The organism is Kitasatospora dryopteridis, assembly GCF_050749075.1.
Lineage (GTDB): Bacteria > Actinomycetota > Actinomycetes > Streptomycetales > Streptomycetaceae > Kitasatospora.
This window is the reverse complement of record NZ_CP192749.1, coordinates 247,352-264,759: the sequence shown is the minus strand read 5'-3', so window position 1 is coordinate 264,759 and position 17,408 is coordinate 247,352. Positions and strand designations below refer to the sequence as shown.

At 72.2% G+C, this 17,408-nt stretch carries 11 protein-coding genes and 4 pseudogenes; 10 read left to right on the top strand and 5 right to left on the bottom strand.

What is annotated here, in order from left to right; all coding sequences use genetic code 11:
• Nucleotides 1–155 precede the first annotated feature (155 nt).
• The 5 genes and pseudogenes from ACQ614_RS01140 (at nucleotide 156) to ACQ614_RS01120 (ending at nucleotide 7,461) form a co-directional block, all read left to right on the top strand.
• A pseudogene (locus ACQ614_RS01140) lies at nucleotides 156–1,632 on the top strand (aminotransferase class I/II-fold pyridoxal phosphate-dependent enzyme).
• Nucleotides 1,633–1,902: 270 nt separating this feature from the next.
• Entirely contained in the window at nucleotides 1,903–2,880 is a 978-nt protein-coding gene (locus tag ACQ614_RS01135) for an SDR family NAD(P)-dependent oxidoreductase (protein WP_431676182.1), read from the top strand.
• On the top strand, nucleotides 2,774–5,050 hold the full coding sequence (locus ACQ614_RS01130) for a catalase (RefSeq protein WP_431676181.1): 2,277 nt from the start codon (nucleotides 2,774–2,776) through the stop codon (nucleotides 5,048–5,050). The genes ACQ614_RS01135 and ACQ614_RS01130 overlap by 107 nt, the downstream gene beginning before the upstream one ends.
• 207 nt (nucleotides 5,051–5,257) lie before the next feature.
• Nucleotides 5,258–6,442, top strand: coding sequence for a zinc-dependent alcohol dehydrogenase (locus tag ACQ614_RS01125; protein WP_431676180.1), 1,185 nt, complete (start codon nucleotides 5,258–5,260; stop codon nucleotides 6,440–6,442).
• Nucleotides 6,443–6,495: 53 nt separating this feature from the next.
• The gene (locus ACQ614_RS01120) at nucleotides 6,496–7,461 is read left to right on the top strand and encodes an SDR family NAD(P)-dependent oxidoreductase (RefSeq protein WP_431676178.1); all 966 of its coding nucleotides are present in this window, start codon (nucleotides 6,496–6,498) and stop codon (nucleotides 7,459–7,461) included.
• 373 nt (nucleotides 7,462–7,834) lie between these two features.
• On the opposite strand, the pseudogene ACQ614_RS01115 reads toward ACQ614_RS01120, so the two are convergent.
• Together ACQ614_RS01115 and ACQ614_RS01110 are read right to left on the bottom strand one after the other, a co-directional pair.
• Nucleotides 7,835–8,023: pseudogene (locus ACQ614_RS01115) on the bottom strand (glutamate-cysteine ligase family protein); the annotation flags it as partial.
• 272 nt (nucleotides 8,024–8,295) lie between these two features.
• Complete coding sequence (locus ACQ614_RS01110; RefSeq protein ID WP_431676176.1) at nucleotides 8,296–8,937, bottom strand: TetR/AcrR family transcriptional regulator; 642 nt, start codon at nucleotides 8,935–8,937, stop codon at nucleotides 8,296–8,298.
• 240 nt (nucleotides 8,938–9,177) lie between these two features.
• Between ACQ614_RS01110 and ACQ614_RS01105 the strand changes: the two are divergent.
• Nucleotides 9,178–9,902: pseudogene (locus ACQ614_RS01105) on the top strand (hypothetical protein); the annotation flags it as partial.
• A 14-nt stretch (nucleotides 9,903–9,916) separates the two neighbouring features.
• On the opposite strand, the pseudogene ACQ614_RS01100 reads toward ACQ614_RS01105, so the two are convergent.
• Nucleotides 9,917–10,276, bottom strand: a pseudogene (locus tag ACQ614_RS01100) (IS110 family transposase); the annotation flags it as partial.
• Nucleotides 10,277–10,496: 220 nt separating this feature from the next.
• Here ACQ614_RS01100 and ACQ614_RS01095 point away from each other — a divergent pair.
• Nucleotides 10,497–11,633, top strand: coding sequence for an FAD-dependent oxidoreductase (locus ACQ614_RS01095; protein ID WP_431676174.1), 1,137 nt, complete (start codon nucleotides 10,497–10,499; stop codon nucleotides 11,631–11,633).
• Between the two features lie 130 nt (nucleotides 11,634–11,763).
• On the opposite strand, the gene ACQ614_RS01090 is transcribed toward ACQ614_RS01095, so the two are convergent.
• On the bottom strand, nucleotides 11,764–12,594 hold the full coding sequence (locus ACQ614_RS01090; RefSeq protein ID WP_431676173.1) for an SCO6745 family protein: 831 nt from the start codon (nucleotides 12,592–12,594) through the stop codon (nucleotides 11,764–11,766).
• Nucleotides 12,591–13,007, bottom strand: coding sequence for a YbhB/YbcL family Raf kinase inhibitor-like protein (locus tag ACQ614_RS01085; protein ID WP_431676172.1), 417 nt, complete (start codon nucleotides 13,005–13,007; stop codon nucleotides 12,591–12,593). Before ACQ614_RS01085 ends, ACQ614_RS01090 begins: the two co-directional genes overlap by 4 nt.
• A 225-nt stretch (nucleotides 13,008–13,232) precedes the next feature.
• Here ACQ614_RS01085 and ACQ614_RS01080 point away from each other — a divergent pair, with 225 nt between their 5' ends.
• The 3 genes from ACQ614_RS01080 to ACQ614_RS01070 all read left to right on the top strand — a co-directional run bounded on the left by ACQ614_RS01080 (nucleotide 13,233) and on the right by ACQ614_RS01070 (nucleotide 17,378).
• The gene (locus ACQ614_RS01080) at nucleotides 13,233–13,922 is read left to right on the top strand and encodes a GntR family transcriptional regulator (RefSeq protein ID WP_431683800.1); all 690 of its coding nucleotides are present in this window, start codon (nucleotides 13,233–13,235) and stop codon (nucleotides 13,920–13,922) included.
• Nucleotides 13,923–15,013: 1,091 nt separating this feature from the next.
• Entirely contained in the window at nucleotides 15,014–15,670 is a 657-nt protein-coding gene (locus tag ACQ614_RS01075; protein WP_431676170.1) for a DUF4232 domain-containing protein, read from the top strand.
• A gap of 598 nt (nucleotides 15,671–16,268) precedes the next feature.
• Nucleotides 16,269–17,378, top strand: coding sequence for a mechanosensitive ion channel family protein (locus tag ACQ614_RS01070; RefSeq protein WP_431676169.1), 1,110 nt, complete (start codon nucleotides 16,269–16,271; stop codon nucleotides 17,376–17,378).
• The last annotated feature ends 30 nt before the right edge of the window (nucleotides 17,379–17,408 follow it).

Genomic DNA, 17,408 nt, shown 5'->3' with positions numbered 1-17,408 from the left:
CAGGAGGGTCGGCAGCGGCTCAATCATTTCAACCGCGGCCGACAGGGTGCCGCGGGCTGGAAGCGGCGGCTGGCCACGGACCGTGCTGCGCGGCTGCAGACAGGGCTGCTGGACGAACGCCGTTTTCGCCCCGGCCGCAGAGGCAGGCGCGGGCCATGGACCAGTCACAGGCGCCCGTGCTCGAGGCCCTCGCGGCCCACCACGCGAACCCGCCGACCGCGTTCACCCCGCCCGGCCACAAGCAGGGCCGCGGGGCCGATCCACGGGTCCTTCAGGCCCTGGGCGCGGACGTGTTCCGGTCGGACGTGCTCGCCGTCAACGGCCTGGACGACCGCACCTCGTCCCGGCGGATACTCGAGCACGCACAGGAGCTGATGGCCGAGGCCGTCGGCGCGGACCACACCTTCTTCTCCACCTGCGGCAGCTCGCTGTCGGTCAAGGCCGCGATGCTCTCCGTCGCCGGCCCGCACGAGGAACTGCTGGTCGGACGCGACGCCCACAAGTCCGTCGTCGCCGGCCTGATCCTCGCCGGCATCCGCCCGGTCTGGGTGGCCCCCGGTGGGACCCGGACCTGCACCTGGCGCACCCCCCGTCGGCGGACGCCTTCGACACCGCGTTCCGCAAGCACCCGGACGCCTGCGGAGCCCTCGTCACCTCCCCCACGCCGTACGGCACCTGCGCCGACCTGGCCGCGGTCGCCGAAACCGCCCACCGGCACGGCCGGCCGCTGATCGTGGACGAGGCCTGGGGCGCCCACCTGCCGTTCCATCCCGGGCTGCCGACCCGGGCCATGGACGCGGGCGCCGACGTGTGCGTCACCTCCGTCCACAAGACGGTCTCCGCCCTCGAGCAGAGCTCCGTCTTCCACCTCCAGGGCGACCTCGTTGACCCGGACGTCCTGAAGCAACGCGAGGACCTGCTCGGCACCACCAGCCCCTCGGTCCTGGTGTACGCCGCCCTCGACGGCTGGCGCCGCCAGATGGTCCAGCACGGGCGCGCCCTGTACGCCGCCGCCCTCGACCTGGCAGCCGGCCTCCGCACCAGCATCGACGCACTCGACGGCCTGCACGTCCACGGCCGCGACGACTTCTGCGCCCCCGGCCGTGCCGCCGACCTCGACCCGCTCCAGCTCGTCGTCGACATCTCCGAACTCGGCACCATCGGCTATGCCGCCGGCGACTGGCTGCGCTCCCACCACCAGGTCGACCTGCACGTGTGCGACCACCGCCGGATCAGCGCCCAGCTCACCCACGCCGACGACACCACCACCGTGCACACCTCCTTTCCGCGCTGACCGAGCTCCCCGCGGTCGCACCCGGTCTGCCGCCCGCCGGGAAGGTCCACGTCCCCGGCCCCGCGCGGCTGCGCCTGGAGCAGGTCCTGCTGCCCCGGGATGCGTTCTTCGGCCCGGTGGAGCGGGTCCCGGTCGAGGACGCCGACGGCCGGATCACCGCCGAGATGCTCACCCCGTACCCGCCGGGCATCCCGGCCGCCCTGCCGGGCGAGCGCCTGAACGGCGACGTCCTGGCCTACCTGCGCACCGGGGTCGAGGCCGGGATGCTCGTGCCCGACGCCGCCGACCCGCGACTGCGGACGGTGCGGGTGGCCGTCGAGGACCGAGCGCCGGAATAGCGCATCCAGCGGCGTCCGCCGCCCGCGAGGCCGGGCCGGACACCACGGACCACGTGCTGGAGGGCGTCGAGGAGCGCCACCGCGACCCGCTCAAGGTCCCCAGCGCGGCCACATGGCCCGACAAGCCGCGCCACACATCGCGCCGAGCCGGCGCCGCGAGACCGCAAGGCACCGCCGAGCGTGACCAGAAGGCCGGACGGCTGACACCGCGCGTGCGTGCGGTGCACGGGCGCCGGAGACTCGGGTCGGCGGCCCGGCCGGGCCGGGACGGTGGCGTACGACGAGGTGAGGAGGACGGCGGATGGTGTCGAGCGACAGTACACGCCGCAGAACCCGGCCGAGCAGTACCCGCGGCCGCCGCTGCCCGAACAGAGCCAGCCGCATCCCGGCAGCGGCGAGCAGATGCGGCCTGAGCCCGACTACGGCGAGACGTCCTACCGCGGGTCCGGGCGCCTGACCGGACGGGTGGCACTGGTCACCGGCGGCGACTCCGGGATCGGCCGTGCCGTCGCCGTCGCCTTCGCGCGCGAGGGCGCGGACGTGGCGTTCTGCCACCTGCCCGAGGAGCAGGACGACGCCGGTGTCACCGCCCGGCTGATCGAGCAGGCCGGGCGACAGGCCATGCCCGTCGGGGGCGACCTGCGCGACGAGGAATTCTGCACCGGCCTGCCCGGCCGGTGCCTCAGCCGCCTCGGCGCGCTCGACATCCTGGTGAACAACGCCGCCCACCAGATGTCGCAGCCCGACGGAATCGCCGCGATCAGCAGCGAGCAGTTCGACCGGGTGATGAGAACCAACCTGTACGGCATGTTCTGGCTCACCAAGGCGGCGCTGCCGCATCTGCGGCCGGGCGCGTCGATCATCAACAGCGCCTCGGTGCAGGCCTACAAGCCGAGCCCGCACCTGCTGGACTACGCGATGACAAAGGCGGGCATCGTCGCGTTCACACAGGGCCTGGCCCAGCAGCTCGCCCCCGAAGGGATCCGGGGGTTGCGGCGCGTCGAGGTGAGGCGCACTTGGCGGGGGAGCGGGTGTGTCGGGCCGGGCGGAGTCCCGCCGGTCGGGATAGTCGGTCGAGCAGGCCTGCGGTGCCGGTCCGACGGATCCGGCCCGCGGGCGCCGAGCCGACGCCGGAGGATCGATGAACGACAAGCCGGGCCCTCTGAAGAACATCGTCGATGCCGTTGTGGAGTCTGTGCGCGACGGCAGCCGCCCACCGGGGAGGGTGCCCGGCGCGCCGGGCAGTGAGCCTCCGCAGGTGGCGGAGCCGGAGGAGCCGAGGGCTCCGCTTCCCCCGAAGCCGGACCAGCAGCCGCCAGCCCCGCTGTCGGCGACCGGCCGCGCCGCCAGCGGCTCTTCGGAGTCACGCTCGCAGAACGGCGGCTATCTGACGACCGCGCAGGGCGTACGACTGCACGACTCGGACCACTCGTTGAAGGCCGGCCCGCGTGGCCCGGTGTTGCTGCAGGACCACCACCTGCGGGAGAAGGTGATGCACTTCGACCACGAGCGGATCCCCGAGCGCGTCGTCCACGCCCGCGGTGCTGCCGCCCACGGCGTCTTCCGCGGCTACGGCACTGCCGCCGCCGTCAGCAAGGCCGCGTTCCTCGCCGCCGGCGTCGAGACGCCGGTGTTCGTGCGGTTCTCCACCGTGCTGGGCTCCCGCGGCTCGGCCGACACGGTGCGTGACACCCGCGGTTTCGCGACGAAGTTCTACACCACCGACGGTGTCTTCGACCTGGTCGGCAACAACATTCCGGTGTTCTTCATCCAGGACGCGACCAAGTTCCCCGACGTCATCCACGCCGGCAAGCCGCACCCGGACCGGGAGATCCCGCAGGCGCAGTCCGCCCACGACACGTTCTGGGACTTCGTCTCCCTGCACACCGAGGCCACCCACCACACCCTGTGGAACATGTCCGACCGGGGAATCCCCCGCTCCTACCGCATGATGGAGGGCTTCGGCGTCCACACCTTCCGCCTCGTCAACGCCGAGGGCACGACCACGCTGGTGAAGTTCCACTGGAAGCCGAAGGCCGGCGTGCACTCCATGGTCTGGGAGGAGGCGCAGCTGCTGGGCGGCATGGACCCCGACTTCCACCGCCGCGACCTCGCGGACGCGATCGAAGCCGGCTGCTTCCCCGAGTGGGAGCTCGGCATCCAGACCTTCCCCGACACACCCGAGCAGACGTTCGCCGGCATCGACCTGCTCGACCCCACGAAGATCGTCCCGGAGGAGCTCGCCCCGGTGCAGCCGGTCGGCCTGCTCACCCTGAACGCCAACCCGACGAACTTCTTCGCCGAGACCGAACAGGTCGCCTTCCACCCCGGGCACCTGGTGCCGGGCATCGACATCACCGACGACGCGCTGCTGGCCGGCCGGCTGTTCTCCTACCTGGACACGCAGATCACCCGCCTCGGCGGCCCGAACTTCGCCCAGATCCCGATCAACCGCCCCCACGCGCCCGTCAACGACATGCTGCGCGACGGCCTCCACCAGGACGCCGTGCACAGCGGGGTGGCCCCCTACAAGCCGAACTCGCTGGACGGCGGCTGCCCGTTCTTCGCCGGGCCGGGCGAGCACGCCTTCATCGAACACCCCGTCCCGATCGCCGCCGCGGCCAAGGTCCGGGAGGCGCCGGCGTCGTTCGCCGACCATTTCAGCCAGCCGCGCCTGTTCTGGCTCAGCCTGAGCCCCGTCGAGCGCGAACACGTCATCGCCGCCTACACCTTCGAACTGTCCAAGGTCTACGAGCAGGCCATCAAGGAACGGGTCCTGACCGTCCTGGCACGGGTCGACGAGGTGCTCTGCCGCGAGGTCGCCCAGGGGATCGGCCTGCCCGCTCCCCAGGCGGCGGCCGGCGCCCTCGTCGAGGTGGCGCCGAGCCCGGCCCTGTCCCAGGTCGGGCAGCGGTGGCCGGCCACCGGCCGGGTACTCGGCATCCTCACCGCCACCACCAGCGACGTGGGCGTGGTGCGGCAGCTGCGGGAAGCCGCACGCGACGCCGGGCTGCTGCCGTTGATCATCGCACCCACCGGGGCGCCGCTGGGGGAGGGCCTCGCCGTGCAGCGGACCTATGCCGCGGCCCGGTCCGTCGAGTTCGACGCACTCCTGGTGGCCGGCGCGCCCACGCGCGGCGCCGACGACCACGGCGCCCGGGACGCCAAGTCCGGCGCCGTCGCCGGCGGCCAACCGGCCCTCGACTCCCGCGCCGTCCTCCTGGTCAACGAGGCCTACCGGCACGCCAAACCTCTCGCCGGCCTTGCGGATGCCCGCGGCCTGTGGGCGGCGGCGGGGGTCGATCCGCAGGCGCCCGGCGTGTTCACCGAGACCGACGCAGCGCAGGCCGTCTCGGCCCTGGTGGAGCAGCTGGGCACACACCGGGTGTGGGAACGCTTCCCGGCAACGGCCCTCTGAGCCCTCGGCCGCTCATGGCCACGCGGGTTCAGGCCTGCGGCCGGGGCCGGAGCCGTCACTCCGGCCCCGGCCGCAGGCCCGTGGCGGTCGGCTCCGGACGCCCGTCCGGACCCTCTGCCGTCGCGGCGGCGGATGTGCCCGTTTCGCGGACTGGGACGTGGAGAGACGCGGGAAGGTGAGATCGGTACGGTCCCGTGAGGAGTGACGATGAAGGCCTTGACGTGGCACGGCAGGCGGGATGTCCGGGTCGACACCGTTCCCGATCCGGCCATCAAGGATCCGACCGATGTGATCATCAAGGTGACCACCAGCGGACTGTGCGGCTCCGACCTCCACCTCTATGAAGTGCTGGGCCCCTTCCTCGACGTCGGCGACATTCTCGGCCACGAACCCATGGGCATCGTCCAGGAGATCGGGCCCGAGGTCACGGCCGTGCGTGTGGGCGACCGGGTGGTGATCCCGTTCAACGTGTCCTGCGGGACCTGCCACACGTGCGAGCAGGGCCTGCACTCGCAGTGCGAGACCACCCAGGTCCGGGAGTACGGCAGCGGGGCCTCGCTGTTCGGCTACACCAAGCTCTACGGGCAGGTCCCCGGCGGGCAGGCGGAGCTGCTGCGCGTCCCGTTCGGGAACAATCTGCCGATCAAGGTGCCGCACGGGCCCGAGGACGACCGCTTCGTCTTCCTCTCCGACGTGCTGCCCACCGCGTGGCAGGCCGTCGAGTACGCCGCCGTGCCCGAGGGCGGCAGCCTCGTCGTCCTGGGCCTGGGACCGATCGGCGACATGAGCTGCCGGATCGCCCTGCACCGCGGCGCAAGGCGAGTGATCGGCGTCGACCTTGTGGGCGAACGCCTCACGCGGGCGCGGCGCCGGGGCGTGCACGTCCTGGACCTGGCCGGACACGGCAAGAACCTCGCCGACGTCATCCGTGACCTCACCGACGGCCGCGGCCCGGACGCGGTCATCGACGCGGTCGGGATGGAAGCCCACGGCTCACCCGGCGCGAAACTCGCCGCCCAGGCCACCAACCTGCTGCCGAGCACCCTCGCCGCCAAGCTGATGGAACACGTCGGCATCGACCGCCTCCACGCCCTGCACCTCGCCATCGACATCGTGCGACGCGGCGGCACCGTCTCCCTCTCCGGCGTCTACGGCGGCCAGACCGACCCCCTGCCGCTGCTCACCATGTTCGACAAGCAGATCCAGCTCCGCATGGGCCAGGCCAACGTGCACCGCTGGGTCGACGACATCCTCCCGCTGCTCACCGACGACGACCCGCTCGGCGTCGACACCTTCGCCACCCACCACGTCCCGCTCACCGAGGCGCCGGGAGCGTACGAGATGTTCCAGAAGAAGCAGGACGGCGCCGTGAAGGTGCTCTTCAAGCCCTGAGCACCCATCACGCCGCCCACTGTCGACAAGAGCCCCGAACCCGGGAGGCCACCGTGACCGCACGACCGCACCGCTTCGCCGGCCGCACCGCCCTGGTCACCGGTTCCTCCCGCGGGCTCGGCCTGCTCATCGCCCGCGAACTGGCCCGCCACGGCACCCGGGTCATGCTCTGCGCCCGCGACGCCGACGCCCTCGGCCGGGCCGAGCGCCAGCTGCGAGCCGACGGAGCCGACACCGCCTCCCTCAGCTGCGACATCACCGACCCCGAGACCCCCCGCCGGCTCCTCGACGCAGTGCACGAGCGGTTCGGCCCGCTCGACATCCTCGTCAACAGCGCCGGAATCATCCAGGTCGGCCCCCTGGAAGCGCTGCGCGAGGAGGACTTCCGCCACGCGATGGAGACCATGTACTTCGCGCCGCTGCGCCTCACCCTGGCCGCGCTTGCCGACCTGCGGGCCAGCAGCGCCGGCACGGTGGTGACGGTCTCGTCGGTCGGCGGCCGGATCCCCGCCCCGCACCTGCTGCCGTATGTGGCAGCCAAGTTCGCCGCCGCGGGCTTCTCCCAGGGACTGCGGGCGGAACTCGCGGGAACGGGGGTGAGCGTCACCACCGTCCTGCCGGGGCTGATGCGCACCGGATCGCACACCGCCGCACGCTTCCACGGCCGCCCCGGAGCCGAGTACGCCTGGTTCGCCGCCGCGGCCTCCATGCCACTGCTCTCGATGAACGCCGAACGCGCCGCCCGCGCGATCGTCCGGGCCGCCGAGCGCCGCCGCCCCGAACTGGTCCTCACCCCCGCGGCCAAGGTCGGCGTCCGGCTGCAGGGCCTCGCGCCCGCCACCACAGCGCGGCTGCTCGGCCTGGTCGCCCGGACCCTGCCCGCCGCCGGTGACCGGCCGCGTCACGACGTCCAGGGGGCCCGCGCGGCGGAGCATTCCGGCCTGCCGGCGTGGGTCACCGCCCTCGGAGACCGGGCGGGCGCGCGGTTCGCGGAACCCCGCCCGAACACCGGGCCCTGAGCGGACCCCGGCACCACACGACCCGGACCCCACCAGACCGATGCGGCCGCTCAGACGAACCTTGGCCGATGCGTCTGAGAACCAGCGACCCGCACGCGCGAGGTCCACGGGAGCGACCTTGACGCGCAGCCATCCGGTCCGGACAGCATCCGCGTGGCCTGGGAGCAGCGGACGTCAGGCGCCGGTGGTCTGATCGATGAGCATCGTCACGAGACCGCCCCGGCCCGCGGTGCGCAGTTGGCGCAGCTGGCGGGCGGCGCCGTTGCCGTCTTGCAGCAGGCGCTCCAGCACGGGGACGATGTGACGCCGGTCCGCCCTCCTGCCGGGCGGCCTCACCGAGGGCCAGGCGCATGCGCAGCAGGTGCCCGCCGACTTCCTCCAGGTCATGGCAGATGGGGGTGGCGACCTCCAGCTGTGCCTGGAGCAGTTCTCGCTGGACCTCGCCGTGCTCCAGGGAAGGTTGGAGGCGGGCGGCCTCACGTACCTGGGCGGCGCGGGCCACCGGGAGGCCGGTGGCCGCATCGAGCAGGAGGTATTCCTCTTCAACGCCGAGGGTCAGCATGCTGAGCAGGTACCCGAGGGTGGGGCGCGCATGCGGCCGGCCGCGACAAGGGGCGGAGATCCGTGGCCGCCGCCTCCGGCCCAGGGCGGCGCACATTGCCTGCACGTTGCCCGGCTGCTCTGACCGCTGAGCTCTGCCGCGCTTGCAGGGGTGGGCCGGACCTCTGCCCGTGCGGCTACGCGCCGCAGCCGGACATCCCGTCGGTTGGACACCACGACTGGAGGCCGGGCTGGGCCGGCGGAATCAGGCAGGCGCGGGGTCAGCGATGTCCGTCAAAGCGGATCAAGCCCAGCCGGTGAGGAGTGGCCGGTGCCGGGCCGAAGGGCGGCTGTGGCGTTCCATCCGTGTTCGAGGAGCTCGAAGGCGGCGTCGACGGCCAGTTCGGGGTTCTCGGAGCGGTGGGCGAGGGCGGAGGTCTCCAGGGCGAAGCGGGCGAGGGCTGCGCTGCGCGGGTCGCCGGGCGGGAGGCCGGCGTCGTGGGTGATGGCGTGGGCGAGGGCGGCCTGGTGGCGCATCCACATGCGGTGGGCGTAGTCGCTGAGGGCGGGGGTGGCGGTGACCAGGTTGAAGAAGTCGGTGTAGCGGGGGTCGCTGTCGGCTGCGCGCAGGCGCACGTGCTTGACGTGCGCGCACAGCGCCTGGGGGATGGTCGTGCCGGGGGAGCGGTCATGGACGGCGGCGACGAGTGCTGCTTCCTGGTCGGCGTCCTCGTCGAAGACGAGGGCCTCCTTGCTGGGGAAGTGCTTGAGGAGGGTGGTGGTGGAGACGTCGGCGGCTTCGGCGATCTCGTGCAGGGTCACCTGGTCGTAGCCGCGGGCGAGGAAGAGGTTCAGGGCGGCGTCGGCGAGGGCCTGGCGGGTGGCGGCCTTCTTGCGTTCGCGCCGCCCGGTCGGGGCGGGGGCCGGGGTCGTCATGTTGCCATCGTACGCAAAGGTGCCCGATTCAAAAAGTTGCATGGTTGTACTTTTTTGGTGGGTGTGTTTTTCTGGAGCGGCGGTAGCGCGGACCACCGCCCCGCCCCTTCACCCTTGTTCCCTCCCTGCCCGAAAGGAGCGGATTCGCCATGTCCGAAACTGCCTTCCTTCCCTCCGCTCCGCCTGCGTGCCCAGTACTTGTGCTGGGTGCTGGGCGTGATGCTCGCGATGCTGCTGTCGATGCTCGACAACATGGTCGTCAGCGCCGCGACGCCCCACGATCGTCGGCGACCTGGGCGGTCTCGACCACATCTCGTGGGCGGTCACCGCCTACACGCTGGTCGCCGCCGTGACGACACCTGTACGGGGCAAGTTCGGCGACCTGTACGGCCGCAAGTGCGATCGGCGCAATCGGCGGCCCGCTGCGGGCGGGTTCGTCACCGGCCACTTCGGCTGGCGTTGGGCCTTCTGCGTCAAGGCGAGGATCGACCGGGCGGGCATTGCCCTGCTGACGCTGTCGATCACCGCGATCGTCCTGGCCGGGATCTGGGCAGGCAGCAGCTACGCCCGGGGCTCCTGACAGATCCTGTCCCTGGGGGCCGCGACCGCGACCGCGGCCGCGCTCGCCGCGTTCGTCGCCGTCGAGCGGCGCGCCGCTGCTGCCGCTGAGCGTCTTCACGGGCCACCGCAACCACCCGCCGGCGATGGTCATGATCCTGGCCGCCGGCGTGGTCATGTTCGGTGCCGGCCTCTACCTGCCGCTGTTCCAGCGGACCGTCCAGGGAACCTCGGCCGCCAACTCCGGCCTACTGATGCCGCCGATGATGATCCCCGTCGTCATCGTCTCCACCGTCGCAGGCAGGATCATGTCCGCCACCGGCCGCTACAAGATCTTCCTCGACCTCGGCGCCGTGTTCCCCACCGCCGGACTCGCCCTGCCGGCCACCATGGACGCCGGCACCTCCTACCTGCTCGCCGGCTCCAGGGCATGCTCCAACGTCTGGCGTATCTCCAGCAGTTGGGCCCGGAGCCGGTTGATCCGGCGGGTCCGGTCGGTGACCAGGCCGGTGCGGCGGGTGGTCAGCGTGCGGACGTCGACGGCGATCTCGTCGTCGGCCGCAGCAGGCCGAGGCCTTGCGCATGCGGGCCCGGTCGGCGATGACGAAAGCGTCCTTCGCTGTGGTTGAGGTCGACCGCCCACAGCGCGTCCTCGCCGAGGGCCAGGACGTCCTGCATCAGCTCCAGCAAGGCCGTCTCGTCGTTCAGGCACCACGCAGTGGTGCTGTTCCTTGCCGATGTCGACTCCGGCCCGGATCCGGGGGCCGGCCGCCTCCGTCAGCTCGTCATGGTCGAACTCCCGGCAGACGACCTCGCCGGCGTTGCCCTGCACAGCGATCGAGTCGCGGATCCCCATTGGGGTCGAGTCGTCGCGGGGCTCTGGACGGCCAGGCTCCTTGAACCATCTCGCGGTTTACACCGTGCCGGCCATCCCAGAGCCCTGGGTGCGCCGATCCCACGAATGATCAGTTCCAACCCGCCAAGAAAGGCAGGGCACCACCATGAACACCACCCGCACCTCCCGCATCGCGATCGTCGGAGCCGGCCCCGCCGGCCTGACCTGCGCCCGCATCCTGCAGCGTCACCACATCCCCGTCACCGTCTACGACGGCGAGGCGAGCCCCGACGCCCGCAACCAGGGCGGCACCCTGGACCTGCACGAGGACAACGGCCAGATCGCCCTGCGCGAGGCCGGACTGTTGGAGGAGTTCTTCCGCCTCTCCCGCCCCGAAGGCCAGGAGATGCGCCAGATGGACCCCCAGGGCACGATCCTGTTCCACCACGTCCCCGAGGAGGGCGAACTCTTCAAGCCCGAGATCGACCGCGGCGACCTGCGCGAACTCCTCCTGAACTCCCTCGCCCCCGGCACCATCCACTGGAACCGCACCCTCACCGCCGTCGACGGCCCCGACCAGGGACCGCGCCGCCTGCACTTCGCCGACGGCACCACCGTCGAGGCCGACCTCGTCGTCGGAGCGGACGGCGCCTGGTCCAGGGTCCGCCGCGCCATATCTCCGGCCCTCCCGCAGTACAGCGGCGTCAGCTTCCTCGAAGCCTGGTTCCACGACGTGGAGAACAGGCACCCCGAGATCGCCGCACTCGTCGGCCAGGGCGCAGCAGCCGCCGCCGACGGCGAGCGCGGCCTGTTCGCCCAGCGCAACAGCGGTGACCACATCCGCGTCTACATCATCCAGCGCGCCCCCGTCGACTGGATCGGCGCCGGCGGCCTGACCATCCGCGACACCGACGCCATCCGCGCCCTCCTCCTGGAGGGCTTCCGCGACTGGTCGCCGGCCCTGCGCCGGATGATCACCGACAACGACGGCCTCTACGTCGACCGGCCCATCAACGCCCTCCCCGTGCCCCACACCTGGGAGCACAACCCCACCGTCACCCTGCTCGGCGACGCCGCCCACCTCATGCCCCCGCTCGGCGTCGGCGTCAACCTCGCCATGCTCGACGCCAGCGAACTCGCCCTCGCCATCGTGGGCAACGACAGCATCGACGCCGCCGTCCGGGCGTACGAGAGCACCATGCTCCCCCGCTCCCACAAGATGCAGGAACTCCTCGACCACGGCGCCGAGGAACTCCTGTCCACCGAACTGCCCGACTTCGCCACCGACCCAGACGCCCACTGATTCCCCGCGCGCCGAGACCGCCCTCCCGCACCGGGACGGCGGTCTTCGCGCACCCGCCGGCCGGTGCCGCCGCGGGCGGCCCGGCCGGATTCGGCCGCCACGGCGCTCACTTCTCCCGGATGGATCGCGATCAGCCCAGTTGCGCGTAGGTCCCGGCCGCAGTGAACGCCTCGTCGATGGGCTTGAGGAGTTCGGCCAGGCGGCGGGCGCCGGTCGCGCCGATCGGTGCCCAGAGCCCGGCGCAGTGTTCGTCGGTCTCGACCTCGATCCGCTCGCGCGCCGCGGTGCCCGCGTCGGTCGCGGTCCCGTCGGCCTCCAGCCAGCCGCGGGTGACGAGGCGTTCGGTGGCCGCAGCCCATTCCCCGTCGTCCCACTGCCGGGTGGCGCGCACGATCGGCGCCGGGAGCCGGCCGGTGGCGGTGTGGATGACGTTGCAGTCGCACGGTCCGAGGCGGTTGTCGGCGAGGACGACGAGGTGCGCGTCTCCGCGCCACTCGCGCAGCACGGTGACCTGCTGCCACAGTGCAGTCAGCGGGTCGGGTGGCAGGGGGACGGATGCGTTGGCCGCGGCCAGCGGTTTGCCGGCGTAGTCGGCCGCGGTGACGACGGGGTCGATCAGCGATCGCGCCTCGGCTATCTGATCGCCCGTCAGGCTCACCCCGGCGCGCCGTAGCGCGTGTTCGGCGGCCGTGTAGCGGGCGGCCTGCCACCGCTCGGGCGGCGCGGCGTCCCACACGCCTGTCATCGACCGCACCGCCCGGGGGCTGAAGTTGTAGAAGGTCGCGAGAGTGACCTGCCACGCGACCGCGCCCATCGGTGCCGAGCGGAACGCGAAGTAGGCCGGTGCGCGGTCGGTCACGCCGAGATCGGCGGCCTGCCGGGCGGATTCCGGGACGAAGTAGATGAACCGGTGGGCCGCGTTGACGGCGAGGCTGATTTCGCGGACAGCGGTGATGTTCATGTGTACGGCTCTCGGCTCGGAGGTTCGGCGGTGGCGGTCGGCACCGCCCGGCCGAGGGTGTGGCCGGACCTCGGGAAGCCCGGGTAGGCCGGTACGGATTCGGCCGGGACGCCGATGCGTTCGAGGTCCAGCGCCCGCACCACGATGAAGTAGCGGTGCGGGCCGTGGCCGGCGGGCGGTGCGGCGCAGAGGAAACGGGCCGCGCGGGCGCCGTTCGGCAGCTGAACGGCGCCTTCGGGAAGGCCCGAACCGGCATCGTCGCCGGCGCCCTCCGGGAGCCCGGTGACTGTGGCGGGGATGTCGGACACGGCCCGATGCCGGAAGCCGGAGCCGATCGGGGTGTCTGGGGTGCGGACGGTCACGGCGAAGCTTCTGGTGCCCTCGGGGCTCCGCTCCAGGGCAGCTGCGGGCATGCGTCCTTACCGCCGGGGAGACGGGCGGACATCTGCCCGGGGTTGCAGGGCCGTTCCCTCGGGCGCGGTCGTGCTGGTGACGGTGAAGTCCGCCGCCCCGGGCAGGCGGGCGAGCGGGTCGTTGACGCTCATCGAGTATTCCCCCTCCACTGGGGCAGGTCCCCCAGATGTTAGATCATAGCGTGAATAATCGATTATTTGGCTTCTGGTTAGACTGTGGCCGTGATGCAGACGACCGATGGCCCCGCCCGGGCGGGCAAGCAGATGCTTTCCGAACGGGTTTACGACCGTCTTCGCAAGGACGTGCTGCACGGGGTGTTCGCTCCTGGAGACCCCCTCAAGCCGCAGGAGTTGGCGAAGCAGCAGGGCGTCAGCCTGGCCGTGATGCGGGAAGTCCTGGTTCGACTGGTCGGGGAGGGACTCGCCACCCGGCTGCCCAACCGCGGCTTCGCCACACCGGCCCCCTCCGACCGCCGCTGGCAGCAGCTCACCGAGGCCCGCTTGACCGTCGAACCGGACATGCTGCGCATGGCGATCGAGCGCGGCGACCTCGAATGGGAGACTCGCGTGCGTGCCGCGCACCACAGGCTGGTGCGAACCCCGGAATTCGACCCCGAACAGGGCGAGTACTACAGCGACGCCTGGGCCGAGGCCCACCGTGGCTTCCACCGCGCGTTGCTGGAAGGCTGCGGAAACTCCGTCCTGCTGGAGACCTTCGACCGGTTGTGGACGGCGAGCGAGGTGGCCCGCCGTCTGGCCAGCCACCACACCCCCGACCGCTCGGCTCCTGACGAACACGGAGACCTGGAGCAGGCCGCCCTCGCCCGCGACCCAGCCGCTGCCACCGACGCGCTGGTCCGGCACCTGAGCCGCACCACAGCGGCCCTGTCTCCGGCCACGGGCACCTCGATCTGACACGCACGGACTCGCCAAGGGGCACAAGCCGACCTCGGACGCCCGATTCATCCGGCTTCCGGGCATCTCGCCGTCCGCCAGGGTGTCCGCGTACTGATCCGAGTGCTCCAGTGCGCACGCCAATCCATCGTGGCCAGCAGCACCACCGTGGTGCTGCCGTGCTGGACGGGGGCCGGTACGGTTCTGCGCGGCCGCCCGTAGACCGCCGTCCGCGAGGTGGCCTGTCCTGACAGTGCGGCAGATCCCGGTACCGCGGCGCGCGGGACTGCTTCAGGGCCTACACCGATGCCGTCGAGAAGACCTCCCCGGTGCCGGAGTGCGCCTTTGCCGTCCCGCATGGTGCTGCCCACCACCCCTGACGCCGTTCAGGCGGAGTACGCGGCCAGGAACAAGGCCCTGTCCGTCGAGATCGAGCGCCGGCATCGGACGATGGAGCGCGCCCTGGCCGAGCTGGAGGAGCTGGCGCAGCGCCCGGGTCTGCCGTCGTGTACGACACCAACATGCTCAACCACTGGGCGCGCAGCCCGGCGACGTGCGCCGGCGTGAGGTCTTCCAGCTCGGCCAGGGCGTGGAGGCGCAACCGGTGCGGTTGGTGGTTCCGCCGCGGGTGATCGACGAACTGGACCGGCAGACGTACGGTGACAGCGCCCTCGCGAAGAAGGCCGCCACCGGGATTTGCTACCTCGAGCGCACCCTGGGCGGCACCGCGCCCGGCACCCGTCGGCCTCCGCCGAGGCGAAGCCACCCTCACCGCAGGCAACTGACGGGCCGACCGGCCGGACCGGGGCACCGCGAATCCGCGTGCCGTCGTGGTCCGTGGTCAAGGTCGTCAGGGTCACGGGTCTGTCCCGGCGGGCGGCGCCGGCGGCGGCAGTGCGCGGCGGCAGGGCGAACGGGCGTCCGGGCAGGTCGGCGGCGGGATGCGGCCCGGGGCGGCGGGCGGCGGGCGGGTGGTTCGCGACCGTACATGTCACAGCACTGTCCTGAGGCCCGTTCGGGCGGAACGGCTCGTCCGGGCGGGCGGTCCTGGTCTTCGGAAACCCGCTCGCACCGAGCACCAGGCACCGCTGCCACTCTCGGAGGAAAACACCATGCGCGTCCGCAAGCTCGCCTTCGCCACCCTGGCCGTCGCCGCCGCCCTCTCGCTCACCGCCTGCCAGGACGACGGGGCGGGCACCGCGCAGGGCGCCCCGACCGCCGCCCCGACCGCGTCCACCGGTGCTTCCCCCAGCGGCGCACCGGCCTCCGGTGCCCCGGCCTCCGGTGCCCCGGGAAAGGGCAGCGCGCCGTCCACCGCCGCACCGGCCGGCTCCACCGGGGCCGGGAAGACCGCCAAGTGCCGGACCGCGGACCTGACCATCACCGCCGCGGACCGGACCATCACCGGTGACACCGACAACACCGTCGTGGTCGAGCTGAAGAACCACAGCGGCAAGGACTGCACGCTCTCCGGGTACGCGGGCGTCGACCTGAAGACCTCCGCGGGCACGCTGTCCGCGAAGCGCTCCGGCGAGCCGGTCGTCGCGGGCGTCGTGAAGAACGGCAAGTCGACGTACTTCGGCATCAGTTACCCGGCCAACACCTCGGGCGGCTCCGGCGTCCGGATCACCGGCCTGGTGGTGACCCCGCCGGACGAGACCCACCCGGTCACCCTGCCCTGGCCGGGCGCCGGCTCGCTGCCCGTCACGGACGGCAGCGGATCCCCGGTGAAGATCGGCCCGATGGGAAGCGCCGGCCAGGGCGAGTGACCACGGGCGCTCCGCCCGGGCCCGGCCCGTCGGCGGCGGCTATGCCGCTTCCTTCGGGCCGTCTTGCTGGCCAGTGGATGTAGCGCATCGCGGTGCGCAGGTGCCGCAGGTGTCGCAGGTGTAGGACGTCGCTGGGGGAGGAGGGCTGTGGCGGCGGCTTGCCCGGGTGCCGAGCGGGAGGGCCTGTCCGCTCTGGTGCCCTCCGCCGGTGCGCCGGCCGGTTACCTCCTCGCCGCTGCTCTGTGGACCAGGCCCCGCGCGCAGGCGTACCTCGCCGACCGCAACAACCGTCTCCTGGCGGGCATCTGCGGGGTACGCTCCTCGGCTGGACCGACCGTCCGCGTCGTACCGGCGGGGCCGACGGGTGTCGCGGGGCGACCGAGCGGGTCGAGCGGCCGGTCGAGCGGCCGGAACGCCGGGGTCCGGTTGTGGCGGCAGCCGGGTCATGGGGCAGGATGGCAGTCCGTTCGGAATGCGTACATCCGCTCCAACGCGGCAGCGCACAACACGACCTGACAGGCGACACGGTGACGACACAGCACATACGACGGCCGGCGGCGGCCCGTTCCCTCACCCTCCACGCTGCGGGGGCGGGACGGTGACCCGGGACCTGGTCCTGCACGACTGGGTGGTGGCCGGCATCGCGCTGGCCTCCGGCTGTGTGGCCGGTCTGGTGCTGCGGGCTCTGATGAAGTGGCTGGGCAAGCACGCGAGCAGGACCAAGTGGAGCGGGGACGACATCATCGTCGACGCGCTGCGCACCATCGTCCCCTGGGCGGCCGTGGTCGCCGGGGCCGCGGTGGCCGCTTCGGCCCTGCCGCTCACCGCGCGGATCGGGGGGCTGGTCGACCGGTCGCTGACGGCCGTGCTCATCGTCATCGCGACGCTCAGCGTTGCCCGGGTGGTGGCCGGGCTGGTGCAGTCGGTGGCCGCGTCCCGGACGGGCGTCGCGGCGTCCGCGACCATCTTCGTCAACATCACCCGCATCGTGGTGCTGTCGATGGGCGTCCTCGTGGCCCTGGAGACCCTCGGGGTGTCCATCGCCCCGCTGGTCACCGCCCTCGGGGTGGGCGGTCTCGCGGTCGCGCTGGCGCTGCAGGACACCCTCGCCAACCTCTTCGCGGGTGTGCACATCCTCGCCTCGAAGACGGTCCAGCCGGGTGACTACATCCGGCTCACCAGCGGGGAGGAGGGGTACGTCGTCGACATCAACTGGCGCAACAGCGTGGTGCGCAACCTGTCGAACAACCTGGTGATCATCCCCAACGGCCGCCTGGCGCGGACGAACATGACGAACTACTCCCAGCCCGAGCAGAAGCTGTCGATCCTGGTCCAGGTCGGGGTCGGCTACGACAGCGACCTGGAGCACGTGGAGAGGGTCACCCTCGACGTCGTCGACAGCGTGATGGCCGACATCAGCGGTGGCGTGCCCGACCACGAGGCCGTCGTCCGTTTCCACACCTTCGCGGACTCCAGGATCAACTTCACGGTGATCCTGGGCGTCGGCGAGTTCAGCGACCAGTACCGGATCAAGCACGAGTTCATCAAGCGCCTGCACCAGCGGTACCGGACGGAGGGCATCTCGATCCCCGCGCCCACGCGCACGGTCTCGCTGCAGCAGGACGGGGCGGGCGCACCGTCGTCCCTCCCGCCGGTTCCGCACCAGTGGGAAGCGCCGTCCGAGGTGCTGGCGGACCGGCGGCGGTAGCCGGCGCGGGGGCTACAGCTGGGGCCTGTG

Coding starts and splice junctions, on each gene's coding strand:
- ACQ614_RS01085 (WP_431676172.1), bottom strand. CDS start 13,007: ATGCCCGCAGCTGCCCTGGAGCGGAGCCCCGAGGGCACCAGAAGCTTC.
- ACQ614_RS01130 (WP_431676181.1), top strand. CDS start 2,774: ATGAACGACAAGCCGGGCCCTCTGAAGAACATCGTCGATGCCGTTGTG.
- ACQ614_RS01075 (WP_431676170.1), top strand. CDS start 15,014: ATGCGCGTCCGCAAGCTCGCCTTCGCCACCCTGGCCGTCGCCGCCGCC.
- ACQ614_RS01080 (WP_431683800.1), top strand. CDS start 13,233: ATGCAGACGACCGATGGCCCCGCCCGGGCGGGCAAGCAGATGCTTTCC.
- ACQ614_RS01095 (WP_431676174.1), top strand. CDS start 10,497: ATGAACACCACCCGCACCTCCCGCATCGCGATCGTCGGAGCCGGCCCC.
- ACQ614_RS01125 (WP_431676180.1), top strand. CDS start 5,258: ATGAAGGCCTTGACGTGGCACGGCAGGCGGGATGTCCGGGTCGACACC.
- ACQ614_RS01110 (WP_431676176.1), bottom strand. CDS start 8,937: ATGACGACCCCGGCCCCCGCCCCGACCGGGCGGCGCGAACGCAAGAAG.
- ACQ614_RS01090 (WP_431676173.1), bottom strand. CDS start 12,594: ATGAACATCACCGCTGTCCGCGAAATCAGCCTCGCCGTCAACGCGGCC.